General features: G+C 66.4%; 17 protein-coding genes. 9 read left to right on the forward strand and 8 right to left on the reverse strand.

Going from position 1 to position 15305, the window contains the following annotated elements:
* The first annotated feature begins 57 nt into the window (after positions 1–57).
* The 3 genes from ilvA (at position 58) to PCA10_RS01620 (ending at position 2577) form a co-directional block, all read left to right on the forward strand.
* Complete coding sequence (gene ilvA / locus PCA10_RS01610) at positions 58–1572, forward strand: threonine ammonia-lyase, biosynthetic (RefSeq protein ID WP_041770488.1); 1515 nt, start codon at positions 58–60, stop codon at positions 1570–1572.
* 65 nt (positions 1573–1637) lie between these two features.
* Positions 1638–2096 (forward strand): DUF2269 family protein, encoded by a 459-nt coding sequence (locus tag PCA10_RS01615; RefSeq protein ID WP_016490272.1) that lies wholly within the window; start codon positions 1638–1640, stop codon positions 2094–2096.
* 19 nt (positions 2097–2115) lie between these two features.
* Positions 2116–2577 (forward strand): DUF2269 family protein, encoded by a 462-nt coding sequence (locus PCA10_RS01620; protein WP_016490273.1) that lies wholly within the window; start codon positions 2116–2118, stop codon positions 2575–2577.
* A 128-nt stretch (positions 2578–2705) separates the two neighbouring features.
* On the opposite strand, the gene PCA10_RS01625 is transcribed toward PCA10_RS01620, so the two are convergent.
* On the reverse strand, positions 2706–3359 hold the full coding sequence (locus tag PCA10_RS01625; protein WP_016490274.1) for a histidinol-phosphatase: 654 nt from the start codon (positions 3357–3359) through the stop codon (positions 2706–2708).
* A gap of 144 nt (positions 3360–3503) precedes the next feature.
* On the opposite strand from PCA10_RS01625, the gene PCA10_RS01630 reads away from it, so the two are divergent.
* From PCA10_RS01630 to PCA10_RS01640, 3 genes are all read left to right on the forward strand, one after another.
* Entirely contained in the window at positions 3504–3983 is a 480-nt protein-coding gene (locus PCA10_RS01630; protein ID WP_041770489.1) for an RNA pyrophosphohydrolase, read from the forward strand.
* 22 nt (positions 3984–4005) lie between these two features.
* Entirely contained in the window at positions 4006–6285 is a 2280-nt protein-coding gene (gene ptsP / locus PCA10_RS01635) for a phosphoenolpyruvate--protein phosphotransferase (protein ID WP_016490276.1), read from the forward strand.
* A gap of 62 nt (positions 6286–6347) precedes the next feature.
* Positions 6348–7376 carry a sensor domain-containing diguanylate cyclase gene (locus tag PCA10_RS01640; RefSeq protein WP_016490277.1) on the forward strand — a complete coding sequence of 343 codons (1029 nt, stop codon included), beginning with the start codon at positions 6348–6350 and terminating at the stop codon, positions 7374–7376.
* 93 nt (positions 7377–7469) lie between these two features.
* Here the strand turns inward: PCA10_RS01640 and PCA10_RS01645 are convergent, their stop codons facing one another.
* The 7 genes from PCA10_RS01645 to gshB all read right to left on the reverse strand — a co-directional run bounded on the left by PCA10_RS01645 (position 7470) and on the right by gshB (position 13516).
* Entirely contained in the window at positions 7470–8741 is a 1272-nt protein-coding gene (locus PCA10_RS01645) for a dihydroorotase (protein WP_016490278.1), read from the reverse strand.
* Positions 8741–9748, reverse strand: coding sequence for an aspartate carbamoyltransferase catalytic subunit (locus PCA10_RS01650; protein WP_016490279.1), 1008 nt, complete (start codon positions 9746–9748; stop codon positions 8741–8743). The genes PCA10_RS01645 and PCA10_RS01650 overlap by 1 nt, the downstream gene beginning before the upstream one ends.
* A gap of 38 nt (positions 9749–9786) precedes the next feature.
* On the reverse strand, positions 9787–10299 hold the full coding sequence (gene pyrR / locus PCA10_RS01655) for a bifunctional pyr operon transcriptional regulator/uracil phosphoribosyltransferase PyrR (protein WP_016490280.1): 513 nt from the start codon (positions 10297–10299) through the stop codon (positions 9787–9789).
* 22 nt (positions 10300–10321) lie between these two features.
* A complete protein-coding gene (ruvX, locus tag PCA10_RS01660) occupies positions 10322–10753 on the reverse strand; it encodes a Holliday junction resolvase RuvX (protein WP_016490281.1) in 432 nt (143 codons plus the stop codon).
* Positions 10753–11319, reverse strand: a complete 567-nt coding sequence (locus PCA10_RS01665; protein WP_016490282.1) for a YqgE/AlgH family protein — start codon at positions 11317–11319, stop codon at positions 10753–10755. Before PCA10_RS01665 ends, ruvX begins: the two co-directional genes overlap by 1 nt.
* A 244-nt stretch (positions 11320–11563) precedes the next feature.
* Entirely contained in the window at positions 11564–12457 is an 894-nt protein-coding gene (locus tag PCA10_RS01670; protein WP_016490283.1) for an energy transducer TonB, read from the reverse strand.
* Between the two features lie 87 nt (positions 12458–12544).
* Complete coding sequence (gshB, locus tag PCA10_RS01675; RefSeq protein ID WP_016490284.1) at positions 12545–13516, reverse strand: glutathione synthase; 972 nt, start codon at positions 13514–13516, stop codon at positions 12545–12547.
* Between the two features lie 268 nt (positions 13517–13784).
* Between gshB and pilG the strand changes: the two genes are divergently transcribed.
* Genes pilG through PCA10_RS01690 form a run of 3 tightly spaced genes read left to right on the forward strand, consistent with a single transcriptional unit; the run spans position 13785 to position 15195 of the window.
* Positions 13785–14192: a twitching motility response regulator PilG gene (gene pilG / locus PCA10_RS01680; protein WP_003455569.1), complete on the forward strand. Its 408-nt coding sequence runs from the start codon at positions 13785–13787 to the stop codon at positions 14190–14192.
* Positions 14193–14237: 45 nt separating this feature from the next.
* Entirely contained in the window at positions 14238–14603 is a 366-nt protein-coding gene (gene pilH, locus PCA10_RS01685) for a twitching motility response regulator PilH (RefSeq protein ID WP_016490286.1), read from the forward strand.
* Positions 14604–14658: 55 nt separating this feature from the next.
* Positions 14659–15195, forward strand: coding sequence for a chemotaxis protein CheW (locus PCA10_RS01690; RefSeq protein WP_016490287.1), 537 nt, complete (start codon positions 14659–14661; stop codon positions 15193–15195).
* Positions 15196–15305: the final 110 nt, after the last annotated feature.

Here is a 15305-nt window from a genome sequence, read left to right on the forward strand (position 1 = left end):
GACGAATCCGTGCGGTAGACTCCGGCCATCCGTGGAATGCCCGCCAGTGAAGCCGTGATGCTCGAAGAATACGTTAAGAAGACCCTCACCTCGCGCGTCTACGACGTCGCCGTGGAAACCCCGCTGCAGCCCGCCCGCCAGCTCACCGAGCGGCTGGGTAACCAGATCCTCCTCAAGCGTGAGGACCTGCAGCCGGTCTACTCGTTCAAGATTCGCGGCGCCTACAACAAGATGGCCCAGCTGTCTCCCGAGGAACTGGCGCGTGGCGTGGTCACCGCGTCGGCCGGCAACCACGCCCAGGGCGTGGCCCTGGCCGCCCGCGAGCTGGGCATCAAGGCCACCATCGTGATGCCGCGCACCACCCCCGAGCTGAAGGTGCAGGGCGTGCGCGCCCGTGGCGGCAAGGTGGTGCTGCATGGCGACGCCTTCCCCGAGGCCCTGGCCCACTCGCTGAAGCTGGTGGACGAGAAGGGCTATGTCTACATCCACCCCTACGACGACCCGGAAGTGATCGCCGGCCAGGGCACCGTGGCCATGGAAATCCTGCGCCAGCACCCGGGACGCCTGGACGCCATCTTCGTGCCGGTGGGCGGCGGCGGGCTGGTGGCGGGCATCGCCGCCTTCGTCAAATACCTGCGCCCCGAGGTCAAGGTGATCGGCGTCGAGCCGGACGATTCCAACTGCCTGCAAGCCGCCATGGCCGCCGGTGAGCGCGTGGTGCTGGGCCAGGTCGGGCTGTTCGCCGACGGTGTCGCCGTGGCCCAGATCGGCCAGCACACCTTCGATATCTGCAAGCAGCATGTGGACGAGGTGATCACCGTCAGCACCGACGAGATCTGCGCGGCGATCAAGGACATCTACGACGATACCCGCTCCATCACCGAACCCGCCGGTGCCCTGGCCGTGGCCGGCATCAAGCGCTACGTCGAGCGTGAAGGCCTGCGCGGGCACACCCTGGTGGCCATCGATTCGGGCGCCAACATCAACTTCGACCGTCTGCGCCATGTGGCCGAGCGTGCCGAACTGGGCGAGCAGCGCGAGGCGATCATCGCGGTCACCATTCCGGAACGCCCGGGCAGCTTCAAGGCCTTCTGCGAGGCCATCGGCAAGCGCCAGATCACCGAGTTCAACTACCGCTACAACACCGACGCCGAGGCGCACATCTTCGTCGGCGTGCAGACCCACCCGGAAACCGACCCGCGCGCGGTGCTGGTGGAAAACCTGCGCAGCCAGGGCTTCCCGGTGCTGGACCTGACCGACAACGAGCTGGCCAAGCTGCACATCCGCCACATGGTTGGCGGCCACGCGGCACGCATCAGCGATGAGATGGTGTTCCGTTTCGAGTTCCCCGAGCGGCCGGGTGCGCTGTTCAACTTCCTCAACAAGCTGGGGGGGCGCTGGAACATCACCATGTTCCACTACCGCAACCACGGCGCCGCCGACGGCCGCGTGGTCGCCGGCCTGCAGGTGCCGATCGAGGAGCGCCCGCAGGTGTGCGAAGCGCTGGATGCGATCGGCTACCCCTACTGGAACGAGAGCGACAACCCGGCTTACCAGCTGTTCCTGGGCTGAAGGCTATGGACACGGGCGGCTGCTAGGCTTTCCGGCAGCCGTCCACGCTGACAAGGACCTGTTCCATGGAAAACTACCTGACCTTCCGCATCCTCCACGGCCTGGCCACGCTGCTGTTCTTCGGCGGCCTGACGGGCCTGGCCTGGTACGGCTGGCGCAACTTCCGTTCCGGCGACGCCGCGCTGATCGGCTCGAGCCTGCGCCGCATCCTGCTGATCGGCGTGCCGCTGTTGATAGTCGCCGCCGTCTCGCTGCCGGTCAGTGGCTGGTGGATGGTCAACCTGGCCGGCTTGCCGCTGGGCCAGACCTGGCTGCTGGGCGGGGCGATCCTCTATCTGTTCGGCTGCATCGCCTGGCTGCTGCTGTTCGGCCGGGTCGCGCGGCTGCGCGAACAGGTCCTGGCGGAAGCCGGACCAAGCGCGGCGCCGGTGCGCCGCAGCCTGAAGTTTGGCGCCGCCTATGGCCTGGTCGGCCTGCTGTTGTTCCTGGCAGTGCTGTCGCTGATGCTGGTCAAGCCGCTCTGACGGGCTGCGCGTACCGGGCATGACGCTCTATCTCCTGCTCAAGTCCCTCCATGGCCTGCTGGCCGCCGTGCTCCTCGGCACGGCGCTGGGCGGGCTGTTCTTCGCCCGACGGGCCTGGAAGAGCGGCGACCTCCAGCAGATCGCCACAACCTTCACCTCCCTGGTGCGGCTGGAGCTCTGGTTCGTCGCCAGTTCCGCCCTGTTGCTGCCCGTGAGCGGGCTGGCCCTGGCCAAGGTGGGCGGTTGGCCCCTGGGGCAGCGCTGGCTGCTGTGGAGCCTGGGACTCTATCTGCTGGCGGCGCTGTGCTGGCTACCGCTGCTCTGGTTGCAGGTGCGTATCCGCAACCAAGCGCGCCAGGCCCTGCGCGAGGGCCGCAACGCCGAGCTGGCGGGGCAGATGGCTTGGCGCTTCCGCCTGGCGGAACTGGCGTTGGGTTTGCTGGTGGCCGTCTTCGTGCTGATGGTGGTCAAGCCGCTCTAAGGCGGTTTGTACTGGCGGGTAGGAGCGAATTCATTCGCGATCGCCTTGGCAGGCAGGTCTTCGACCTGCTTTCGCGATTGAAATCGCTCCTACAGTCCTGGCCCCCTCCGGCAAGGGGCGCGCTGTGATCAACGCAGGGAAATCACCGGCCAGCCGCGTTTCTCCGCTTCGGCGCGCAGCTTCGGGTCCGGGTCCACCGCCACCGGGTGGCTCACCTGCTCCAGCAGGGGCAGGTCGTTCAGCGAATCGCTATAGAAGCTGCTGCCGTCCAGGTCGTGGCCGGTTTCCGCGAGCCAGCGATCGAGGCGGGTCACCTTGCCTTCGCGGAAGCAGGGCACGTCGGTAGTGCGGCCGGTGTAGCGGCCATCGTGCATTTCACACTCGGTGGCCAGCAGCGTTTCCACCCCGAGGCGTGCGGCGATGGGGGCGGTGACGAAGCGGTTGGTGGCGGTGATGATCAGCAGCTTGTCGCCGGCGGCGCGGTGTTCGGCCAGCAGGGCCTCGGCCCTGGGCAGGACGATGGGCTCGATGCAGTCGCGCATGAACTCGCGGTGCCATTGGTCGAGTTGCGCCATGTCGGTGCGGCCGAGGATCTCCAGGCTGAAATTCAGGTAGTCCTGGATGTTCAGCCGGCCCGCCAGGTAGTCCTGGTAGAACTCATCGTTGCGCGCCTTGTAGGCAATCCGGTCGAGAATGCCGCGTTCGCACAGGTAGTCGCCCCAGGCATGGTCGCTATCGCCAGCCAGCAGGGTGTTGTCGAGGTCGAAGAGGGCCAGGCGCACGTCGTGGTTCCTTGCGGGCGGGCTATAGGGGCGGGCAGGATAGCGGCTTTCACCTGGGCTGCCCATTGCGAGAAAGGCTCGCATTGCTGCATTTACGGGCTTTATGGAACAATGCCGTAACATGCGTTTGCGAGGTTGAGTGCCGTGATCGATTCCGATGGTTTCCGCCCGAATGTCGGCATCATTCTCGCCAATGATGTCGGGCAGGTGCTTTGGGCCCGGCGAATCAACCAGGATGCCTGGCAGTTCCCGCAGGGCGGCATCAACCCGAGGGAGACGCCCGAAGAGGCGCTTTTCCGCGAGTTGAACGAAGAAGTCGGCCTGGAACAGCAGGATGTGAAGATTCTTGCCTGCACCCGGGGCTGGTTGCGCTATCGTCTGCCCCAGCGATTGGTGCGTACCAACAGCCAGCCGCTGTGCATTGGCCAGAAGCAGAAGTGGTTCCTGCTGCGCTTGCAGTCGGAGGAGAACAAGGTACGGATGGACCTGACCGGCAAGCCCGAGTTCGATGGCTGGCGCTGGGTCAGTTACTGGTACCCGTTGGGCCAGGTGGTGACCTTCAAGCGTGAAGTCTATCGCCGGGCCCTCAAGGAACTAGCACCGCGCCTCCTGGCGCAAGACTGACCCGAAGAAAGGCTGCCTAGCCATGCTCAACACGCTGCGCAAGATCGTCCAGGAAGTGAACGCCGCCAAGGATCTGAAGGCGGCGTTGGCGATCATCGTGCAGCGGGTCAAGGAGGCCATGGGCAGCCAGGTCTGCTCGGTCTACCTGCTGGACCCGGAATCCAACCGTTTCGTGCTCATGGCCACCGAGGGCCTGAACAAGCGCTCCATCGGCAAGGTCAGCATGGCCCCCAACGAAGGCCTCGTCGGCCTGGTGGGCACCCGCGAAGAGCCGCTGAACCTCGAGCACGCCGCCGACCACCCCCGTTACCGCTACTTCGCCGAAACCGGCGAAGAGCGCTTCGCTTCCTTCCTCGGCGCCCCGATCATCCACCACCGTCGGGTGATGGGCGTACTGGTGGTGCAGCAAAAGGAGCGCCGCCAGTTCGATGAGGGCGAGGAAGCCTTCCTCGTCACCATGAGCGCGCAGCTCGCCGGCGTTATCGCCCACGCCGAGGCTACCGGCTCGATCCGCGGCCTGGGCCGCCAGGGCAAGGGCACCCAGGAAGCCAAGTTCGTCGGTGTGCCAGGCGCACCCGGCGCCGCCGTGGGCACCGCCGTGGTGGTGCTGCCGCCGGCCGACCTGGACGTGGTGCCCGACCGCACGGTGGATGACATCGAGGCCGAGGTCGAGCGTTTCAAGCAGGCCCTGGAGGCGGTGCGCGAAGACATGCGTCGGCTGTCCAGCAAGCTCGAGACCCAGCTGCGCCCTGAAGAGCGTGCGCTCTTCGATGTCTACCTGATGATGCTCGACGACGCCTCCATCGGCATGGAGGTCAAGCGCGTGATCCGCACCGGCCAGTGGGCCCAGGGCGCCCTGCGCCAGGTGGTGATGGAGCACGTCACCCGCTTCGAGCTGATGGACGACGCCTACCTGCGCGAGCGCGCCTCCGACGTCAAGGATCTCGGCCGCCGCCTGCTCGCCTACCTGCAGGAAGAGCGCAAGCAGAACCTGGTCTACCAGGAGAACACCATCCTGGTCAGCGAGGAGCTGTCCCCGGCGATGCTTGGCGAGGTGCCGGAAGGCAAGCTGGTGGGCCTGATCTCGGTACTGGGCTCAGGCAACTCCCACGTCGCCATCCTCGCCCGCGCCATGGGTATCCCGACCGTGATGGGCGTGGTCGACCTGCCCTATTCGAAGGTCGACGGCATCGAGTTGATCGTCGACGGCTACCACGGCGAAGTCTTCACCAACCCCTCGGCCCTGCTGCGCAAGCAGTACAGCGAAGTGGTCGAGGAAGAGCGCCAGCTGGTCAAGGGCCTGGACGCGCTGCGCAGCCTGCCCTGCGAAACCCTCGATGGCCAGCGCATGCCGCTCTGGGTGAACACCGGCCTGCTGGCTGACGTGACCCGTGCCCAGGAGCGCGGCGCCGAGGGCGTCGGCCTGTACCGCACCGAAGTGCCGTTCATGATCAATGAGCGCTTCCCCAGCGAAAAGGAGCAGCTCGCCATCTACCGCGAGCAGCTCGCCGCCTTCCATCCGCTGCCGGTGACCATGCGTACCCTGGACATCGGCGGCGACAAGGCGCTGTCCTATTTCCCGATCAAGGAAAGCAACCCCTTCCTCGGCTGGCGCGGCATCCGCGTTACCCTCGACCACCCGGAGATCTTCCTGGTCCAGGTACGCGCCATGCTCAAGGCCAGCGAGGGCCTGGACAACCTGCGCATCCTGTTGCCGATGATTTCCGGCACCCATGAAACCGAAGAAGCCCTGCACCTGATCCACCGTGCCTGGGGCGAGGTGCGCGACGAAGGCGTGGACATCCCCATGCCCCCGGTGGGCGTGATGATCGAGATCCCCGCCGCGGTCTACCAGACCAAGGAGCTGTCGCGCCAGGTGGATTTCCTCTCGGTGGGCTCCAACGACCTCACCCAGTACCTGCTGGCGGTGGACCGCAACAACCCACGAGTGGCCGATCTCTACGACTACCTGCACCCGGCGGTGCTGCAGGCGCTGAAGAAGGTGGTGGACGACGCCCACGCCGAAGGCAAGCCGGTGAGCATCTGCGGCGAGATGGCCGGTGACCCCGCCGCCGCCGTGCTGCTCCTGGCCATGGGCTTCGACAGCCTGTCGATGAACGCCACCAACCTGCCCAAGGTGAAGTGGCTGCTGCGCCAGATCACCATGAGCAAGGCCAAGGAGCTGCTCGCCCAGCTGATGACCATCGATAACCCGCAGGTTATCCACAGCTCGCTGCACCTGGCCCTGCGCAACCTCGGCCTCGGCCGCGTGATCAACCCGGCGGCGACCATCCAGGCCTGAGCCACGGGCAAGCGTTCGTGGCGTCGCAAGTCCCAACCGGGTCCCCGACCCGCAGGAAGCTTATGGACAAGCTCGAGATGCAGGACTACGGCACCACACGCGAAGAAATCGAGCGCACGCTGCGCTACGCCCTGGATATCGTCAGCGACGGCATCTGGGATTGGAATATCCGTACCAACCACGTCAAACGCAGCCCCGGCTGGTACTCCATGCTCGGCTACCCGCCCGACAGCCTGCCGGAGGACGTGGATACCTGGAAATCGGTGATTCACCCTGGCGACTACGAGCGGGTGATGCGCAACTTCCAGGCCTACCTGGACGGCGACAGCCTGATCTACGCCGAGGACTACCGCTGCCGCAGCCGTGACGGCAATTACCTGTGGGTCAGCGACCATGGCCGCTTCGTCGAATTCGACGAAACCGGCCAGCCGACCCGGATGATCGGTGCCCACCGCAATATCCACCAGCGCAAGATGGCCAGCCTGGAACTGCAGCGCAAGAACGAAGAGCTGCTGGCCCTCAACCGCACCCTGGAGGACCTGGTGGCGGCGCGTACCGAAGCCCTGCGCCAGGCCAACGAGGCCCTCGCCCAGCAGGTGGAGGCGGCCACCCGGCTGAGCGAGACCGATCCCCTGACCCAGCTGTCCAACCGCCGTCACTTCGAGCGCAACCTGCACGGCGAATGGCAGCGCTTCCAGCGCCACGGCCATGCCACCGCGCTGTTGATGTTCGACCTGGATCACTTCAAGCGGATCAACGACAACCACGGCCACCCAGTCGGCGATCGCGCCCTGGCAGCCGTGGCCCGCAGCCTGCGGGCGGCGTTGCGCGAGGAGGACTGCTTCGCTCGCTGGGGCGGCGAGGAGTTCATCGTGCTGCTGCCCGATACCGACCTGGCGGCGGCCGCTCACCTGGCGGAGCGGCTACGACTGTTGGTGGCGGGCGCCGATGCGGAACTGCCCGAGGCGCTCAGCGCGAGCTTCTCGGTGGCGGCGATGCGTGCCGGGGAAGAGATCGGGCCCCTGCTCAAGCGCCTGGACGACGGCCTGTACCGCGCCAAGCAGCGGCGCAATTGCGTAGAGTCCTGCTGAGTGGCGTGTCCGGGAATGGCGATTTCCCCAAGGTCGGCTCCTGGCCACCAACAAAAAAGCCCGCCAAATGGCGGGCTTTTTCGTGGGCGGGGGTCAGGCCTGGAAGATGGTCCGGCCGTCCACCAGGGTATAGCGAACCCGGCCCGGCAGGCAGTGGCCAATGAAGGGGCAGTTGTCGCCCTTGGACTTCCAGGTCTCGCCGGCCAGGGTGGAGGCCTCGGGGTCGAACAGCACCAGGTCGGCCGGGGCGCCCACGGCCAGGCGTCCGGCGGGCAGGCGCAGGGCGCGGGCCGGGCCGGCGGTGAGGCGGGCGAGCAGGGTGGGCAGGTCGAGCAGGCCGTCCTGCATCAGGGTCATGGCCAGCGGCAGCAGCAGTTCCACGCTGCTGATGCCCGGCTCGGTGGCACCGAAGGGGGCGAGCTTGGCGTCCGGCTCATGGGGCTGGTGGTGGCTGGCGATGGCCGAGATTACGCCGCTCTTGACCGCTTCACGCAGGCCGTCGCGGTCGGCGCGGGTGCGCAGCGGCGGCTGCACGTGGTAGAGGCTGGAGAAGTCCATCAGGGCTTCGTCGGTGAGGATCAGCTGGTACATGGCCACGTCGGCGGTCACCGGCAGGCCGCGTGCCTGTGCTTGGGCGATCATCTCGGCGGCGCGGGCGCTGGTGATCTGGCTGAAGTGGGCGCGCACGCCGCTTTGCTCCACCAGCAGCAGGTCACGGGCGAGCGCGACGGTTTCGGCGCTCTCCGGGATGCCGGCCAGGCCGAGGAAGCTGGCGGTGGCGCCTTCGTGGGCGAGGCCGCCTTCGGCGAGCGAGGCGTCCAGGGAGTGGAATACCACGGTCAGGTCGAAGGTCGCCGCGTATTCCAGGGCGCGGCGCTGCACCCGGTTGCTGGCGAAGCTGGCGAGGCCGTTGCCGAAGGCCACGCAGCCCACGTCACGCAGGGCCACCAGCTCGGACAGCTGTTCGCCCGCCAGGCCCTTGGTCAGGGCGCCGATGGGGAAGACCTTGGCATGGCCGGCTTCCTGGGCGCGGTCGAGGATCAGCTCGGCCACGGCCGGGGTGTCCAGCGCCGGGCGGGTCAGGGGCGGGCAGCACAGGCTGGTGACGCCGCCGCTCACGGCCGCCAGGGTTTCGCTGGCGATAGTGCCCTTGCGGCTGTAGCCCGGCTCGCGCAGGGCGACGGACAGGTCCACCAGGCCTGGGGCGGCCACCAGGCCCTTGGCGTCGAGGGTCTTGTCCGCATGGAAGCCAGCCGGCGCCTGGCCGATGGCGCTGACCTTGCCGCCTTCGAGGAAGAGGTCGGTGACCTGGTCGTGGCCGCTGGCCGGATCGATCAGGCGGGCGCCGAGGATATGGGTACGCATCAGTTCAGCTCCTCGGCTTCCTGGTTCAGTTGGCGTTGCGCGGCCTGGCCGCTCATGGCCATGGAAAGCACGGCCATGCGCACGGCGATGCCATAGGTGACCTGGTTGAGGATCACCGACTGGGCGCCGTCGGCCACCGCGGATTCGATTTCCACACCGCGGTTGATCGGGCCCGGGTGCATGACGATGGCGTCCGGCTTGGCCAGCGCCATGCGCTGGGTGCTGAGGCCGTAGAGCTTGTAGAACTCGCCCTCGCTGGGCAGCAGCCCGCCCTGCATGCGCTCGCGCTGCAGGCGCAGCATGATGATCACGTCGACGCCCTTCAGGCCTTCGGCGAGGTCGGTGTAGACCTTCACGCCATACTGCTCGACGCCCACCGGGATCAGGGTCTTGGGCCCGATCACGCGGATGTCCGGGCAGCCGAGGGTGCGCAGGGCGAGCATGTTCGAGCGTGCCACCCGCGAATGCAGGATGTCGCCGACGATGGCCACCGAGAGGTTCTCGAAGCTGCCCTTGTGGCGGCGGATGGTGAGCATGTCGAGCATGCCCTGGGTCGGGTGCGCGTGGCGGCCGTCGCCGCCGTTGATGATGGCCACGTCCGGGCACACGTGCTCGGCGATGAAGTGGGCGGCGCCGGAGTCGGCGTGGCGCACCACGAACATGTCGGCGGCCATCGCCTCCAGGTTGCGCAGGGTATCGAACAGCGTCTCGCCCTTGCTGGTGGAGGAGGTGGAGACGTTGAGGGTGATGACGTCGGCGGACAGCCGCTGGGCCGCCAGCTCGAAGGTGGTGCGGGTGCGGGTGGAGTTCTCGAAGAACACGTTGCACACCGTCTTGCCGCGCAGCAGCGGGACTTTCTTCACCGCACGGGCGCCGACTTCGAGGAAGGAATCGGCGGTGTCGAGGATTTCCGTCAGCAGCTCGCGGGGCAGACCGTCGAGCGAGAGGAAGTGGCGCAGCTGGCCCTGGTCGTTGAGCTGCAGCGGGCGCTTGGCGTCTGTCGGCATGGGGGCAGGCCCTGAAAGGTTGCGGGAATTCGGAAGGATCAGGCGGGTGACGCGAGGTCCTGGCGCTCAAGGGTGAGCGGCGCGGGGCCGAGCAATTTTACCCGTTCCCTGGCCTCCAGGGACAGGGTTGCGCCAACCACGTCGGGGCGCACCGGCAGCTCGCGGGCGTTGAGGTCGAGCAGGCACACCAGGGTCACGCTGGCCGGGCGGCCATAGTCGAAGAGTTCGTTGAGGGCGGCGCGCACGGTGCGTCCGCTCATCAGCACGTCGTCGATCAGCACCAGATGCTGGCCTTCGATCTCGAAGGGCAGCTCGGAGGGGCGCACCTGCGGGTGCAGGCCGTTCTGGGTGAAGTCGTCGCGGTAGAAGGAGACGTCGAGTATGCCCAGGGGTGCCGACTCGCCCAGCTGCTCCAGCAGGGCCTGGGCGACCCAGACGCCGCCGGTACGGATGCCGACGAAGCGTGGCTCGGTGATGGCGCGGGCCTTGAGGTGGGCTTGCAGGTCGCTGGCCATCCTCGGCAGCAGCTCGGCGGGATTGGGCAGGTTCATCGGCGGTCCTCGCTTTCTGGAATCAGGGGTTCTCGGCCAGCCAGCCCTCAAGGAGCAGGGCGGCGGCCAGGGCGTCCACCGGGCGCTCGCGGTAACCGTCGCGCTGGCCCTGGGCCAGGCGTTGGCCCTTGGCCTCGAAGGTGGTCAGGCGTTCGTCGTGGGTGAACACCTGGATATTGAAGCGGCCGTTCAGGCGGCGGGCGAATTTCTCCGCGCGGGCGCTCATGTCGCTGGGCGTGCCATCCATGTTCAGCGGCAGGCCGACCACGATGGCGTCGGGCTGCCATTCGCGGATCAGGGCTTCCACCTGCTGCCAGTCCGGTACGCCGTTCTGGGCCTTGAGCACCTTGAGTTCGCGGGCCTGGCCGGTGATCGCCTGGCCGACGGCGACGCCGATCTGTTTGGTGCCGTAGTCGAAGCCGAGCAGCAGGCGCAGCGGTTTGGGCTCGGCCATCAGGCGTGCCCGGCCTGGGCGGTGAGCAGGCTGAGGTTGACCCCCAGGCGTGCGGCCGCAGCCGAGAGGCGTTGCTCGGTCGGGGTATCGAAGAGGATCGACAGGTCGGCCGGGCAGGTCAGCCAGGCGTTGTCGCTCAACTCGGTTTCCAGCTGGCCCGCATCCCAGCCGGCATAGCCCAGGGCAACCAGGCTTTGCTGCGGGCCGCTGCCATCGGCAATGGCGAAGAGCACGTCCTGGGAAGTGGAGAGCGCCAGATCGCCCAGTTCCAGGGTGGCCTGGAAGCTGTGGCCGGCCGGGTGCAGGACGAAGCCGCGGTCGGTCTGTACCGGGCCGCCGGCGTAGATCGGCAGGCCCTGGCAGCGCGCCGGGGGCATGTAGTCCGGGCGCAGCTGTTCGAGTACGTCGCTCAGGGAGAGGCCATTGGGGCGGTTGATCACCAGGCCCATCGCGCCCTGCTCGTTGTGCTCCACCAGGTAGGTGACGGTCTGGGCGAAATTGGGATCGGCCATGTGCGGCATGGCGATCAGGAAGTGGTGCTTGAGGTAGCTCGGTGCGCTTTTCATGTCGGCTAGTTTCAGGCTTAAGACGGCAGGCTTCAAGCGGCAAGGCTGACCCGTGGCTGAACAGCTCGCCGGCCCACGCTTGAAGCCTAGAGCCTATCCCCGCTTGCCGCTCCCGGAACCGGCAGGCGATCTGCGGCGGGTCGGAAAAACGGCAATGAAAATGACCGTGGACGGCAGGCTGGCAGCGTGTGCATCCCGCGCCCCCAGCCATCTCGGCCAGGTTCACGGGGCCGCGAGCGGGATTTCAATTGCTCGACAGACGGTCGCCGCGTTCGAAGCGCCAGGTGCGGATGATTTCCAGGCGATCGATGTCCGCCAGGTCGCCGGTGAAGGGGGCGAAGGGCGCGGCGAGGCGGACGATGCGCATGGCGCCCTGGTCCAGGACCTGCTGGCCGGAGGATTCCAGGACCTGCACTTCGTACAGGGTGCCGTCGCGGTTGATCGACACCAGCAGTCGCAGGTTGCCGTAGATGCGCTGGCGGCGGGCCTCGTCGGGGTAGTTGAGGTTGCCGACGCGCTCGATCTTCTTGCGCCACTCTTCCTTGTACCAGGCGCCTTTGTCGCGCATGGTCGAGGCCGCGTTGAGGCGGTGGATGCGCGGGCGCTTGGCGTAGAGCTGGCGCTCCTTGTCGAGTTCAGCCTCGAGGCTGGCGATTTCGGCGGAGAGCTGCGAGCTGTCGAATGTGGTGGATGGCGTGGCGTCGGGCTGCGGCCGGGTCTGCTCACGCTTGACGGTGGTTTTCTGCGGTTGCGGGCTCTTGGTCGCCACGGCGGCCTTGGGCGCTTCCTTCCTGGGGGCTTGGGGCGGTGTGGCGGGCGGCGTGGCCTTGCGGATTTCCTTGTCCTGGAAGGGGGGCTGCTCGGTGGTCTTGGGCTTGGCCTTGTGTTCCAGGGTGCCGCTGCCCTGCTGGTTGGCCTGGGCGAGGAAGTCGGCCTTCTTGGGCGGCTCCTCGCTCTTGAAGGTGGCCAGGGTGATTTCCAGGGTCTTGCTGATCTGCTGCGGGTCGGCAACGGTGAAGCCGACCCCGAGGATCAGCGCCACGTGCAGCACGGCGGCGAGAAACAGGGTAAAGCCCAGCCGGTCCGCCGGGCGGACGCCGGCGGACGGTAGGGTAGTGGAGTTCACGGCTGCGTTCATCGCCAGTCAGCTTGCCTCAGATAGCCGCGCAGTCTGCCGAACTGGGACGGCAGCCTGCAAGCTGCAAGCGCCAAGCTGTTAGCTGCGTCAAGCTTGGCGCTTGCGACCTGCCGCTTTCAGCTTGCCGTCGATGGCCTCCATCAGGCGAGCGCCGATGCGGGTGTCATAGGCGTTGTCGATCTCGCGGATGCAGGTGGGGCTGGTGACGTTGATCTCGGTGAGGTGCTCGCCGATCACATCCAGGCCGACGAACAGCAGGCCCTTCTCCCGCAGGGTCGGGCCGACGATGGCGGCGATCTCGCGGTCGCGCTCGGACAGCGGGCGGGCCTCGCCCCGGCCGCCGGCGGCCAGGTTGCCACGGGTCTCGCCCTGGGCCGGAATGCGCGCCAGGCAATAGGGCACCGGCTCGCCGTCGATCATCAGGATGCGCTTGTCGCCGTCCTTGATCGCGGGCAGGTAGCGCTGCGCCATGATCTGCTGGCGACCGTGCAGGGTCAGGGTCTCGAGGATCACCGAAAGGTTCGGGTCGCCGGCGCGATGGCGGAAAATCGAGGAACCACCCATGCCATCAAGGGGTTTGAGAATGATGTCACGCTGTTCTTCGGCAAACTCGCGCAGAATGTCCGCTCGTCGAGTGACCACGGTGGGTGGTGTGCACTGGGGGAACAGGGTGGCGAAGAATTTCTCGTTGCAGTCGCGAAGGCTCTGCGGGCGATTGACCACCAGCACACCGGCCCGCTCGGCCTGCTCCAGCAGATAGGTGGAGTAGACGAACTCGTTGTCGAACGGCGGATCCTTGCGCATGAGGATCACGTCCAGCTCGGCCAGCGGGGCGTCGGTTTCGTCTTCCAGCTCGAACCAGTGTTCGGGGTCGAGGAAAACCTTCAGGGGACGCATGCGAGCGCGAGCGTCACCGTTTTTCTGGTAGAGGTCCTGCTGCTCCATGTAGAACAGCGACCAGCCGCGTTCCTGGGCAGCCAGCAGCATGGCCAGGGAGCTGTCCTTCTTGAAGGAGATTTGCTCGATGGGGTCCATGACGATCCCGAGGCGAACGCTCATGGGGGGTCTCCGCAACAGGTTTCAAAGAGGCGCGCCAGCAGTGGCGCGCCGGTTGGATAAGGCGCTCAGGGTGGCGCCGGCATTGATCGCGGTCAAGGAAAAAACCTTCCCGAGAATGGGAAGAATCGCAGATGCAGGGGCCGTGTAGCTTGCGTCTGGAGACTGTGCTAAAAAGGCCCGACGATTGGGTCGCAGCCCGTCGATTACAGGGCCTCAGGCACATATATAAAGCAGAATAACGACTCACCGAGGCGATGGTAGGGCGAACATGGAACAGCATTCCGAGGGTTTGAAGGTCATGGTGATCGACGATTCGAAAACGATTCGTCGTACCGCCGAGACACTGCTCAAGAAAGTAGGGTGCGAGGTCATCACTGCCGTCGATGGTTTCGATGCCCTGGCCAAGATCGCCGATTCCCACCCGAACATCATCTTCGTCGACATCATGATGCCGCGCCTGGACGGTTATCAGACCTGCGCCCTGATCAAGAACAACAGTGCTTTCAAGTCCACCCCGGTGATCATGCTGTCCTCCAAGGACGGCCTGTTCGACAAGGCCAAGGGTCGCATCGTCGGTTCCGATCAGTACCTCACCAAGCCCTTCAGCAAGGAAGAGCTGCTCGGCGCGATCAAGACTCACGTCCCCGATTTCACCCCGGTGGAGCAAGCCTCCTGAAGTCCGGCCTGAAGGCCGGTGAAGCCTTTCCGTATGGGGAACACAATGGCTCGTATTCTGATTGTTGATGACTCGCCGACCGAGATGTACAAGCTGACCGCCATGCTCGAGAAGCACGGCCACCAGGTACTCAAGGCCGAGAATGGCGCCGATGGCGTGGCCCTGGCCCGCCAGGAGAAGCCGGACGCCGTCCTCATGGACATCGTCATGCCCGGCCTCAATGGCTTCCAGGCGACCCGTCAACTGACCAAGGACGCCGAAACCAGCCACATTCCGGTGATCATCGTCACCACCAAGGATCAGGAAACCGACAAGGTCTGGGGCAAGCGCCAGGGCGCCAAGGACTACCTGACCAAACCGATCGAAGAAGACACGCTGCTCAAGACGCTGAACTCGGTTCTGGCCGGCTGAATGCCGCGCCGGACCCCCGATGCATAACTATTAGAAAAGGCCAAGGCCGGTCGCCATGTCGGATTCGCAGACTCCCTTCCAGCTTCTCTTCGAGATCGACCAGCGCTGTCGTGCGCTGGCGGCGGGCCTGCCTGCGCAGCAAGAGGTGGTGCAGAGCTGGAGCGGTATCGGCTTCCGCATGGGCGAGCGCTTGTTCGTGGCGCCCATGGGCGAGGTCAGCGAAGTGCTCCACGAGCCGCGCCAAACCTCCTTGCCCGGCGTGAAAGGGTGGGTCAAGGGCGTGTCCAACGTCCGTGGCCGCCTGCTGCCGATCATGGACCTGTGCGGTTTCTTCGGCGGCGAACTGTCGCCCTTGCGCAAGCAGCGCCGGGTACTGGTGGTGGACCACCAGGAGATCTTCGCCGGTCTGATCGTCGACGAAGTGTTCGGCATGCAGCATTTCCTGGTGGATGCCTTCAGCGAGGAGCTGCCTCCGCTGGAGGCCAGCATCCAGCCGTTCATCCATGGTGTTTTCCACCGCGAGCAGCCCTGGCTGGTGTTCAGCCCCCATGCGCTGGCCCAGCACCAGGCGTTCCTCGAGGTGGCGGTCTAGGTTCTACGCGGGACGCGAGGCGTTCCGTGGCGGTCACCGGGGCGGAAATCCCCGGGCCCGGGCTTCAAGGTTGGGCCGGCTTCTTGCCGGCCCTTTGGCGTTACATGGGA

Origin of the sequence: Pseudomonas resinovorans NBRC 106553 (genome assembly GCF_000412695.1) — a bacterium.
Classification (GTDB): domain Bacteria; phylum Pseudomonadota; class Gammaproteobacteria; order Pseudomonadales; family Pseudomonadaceae; genus Metapseudomonas; species Metapseudomonas resinovorans_A.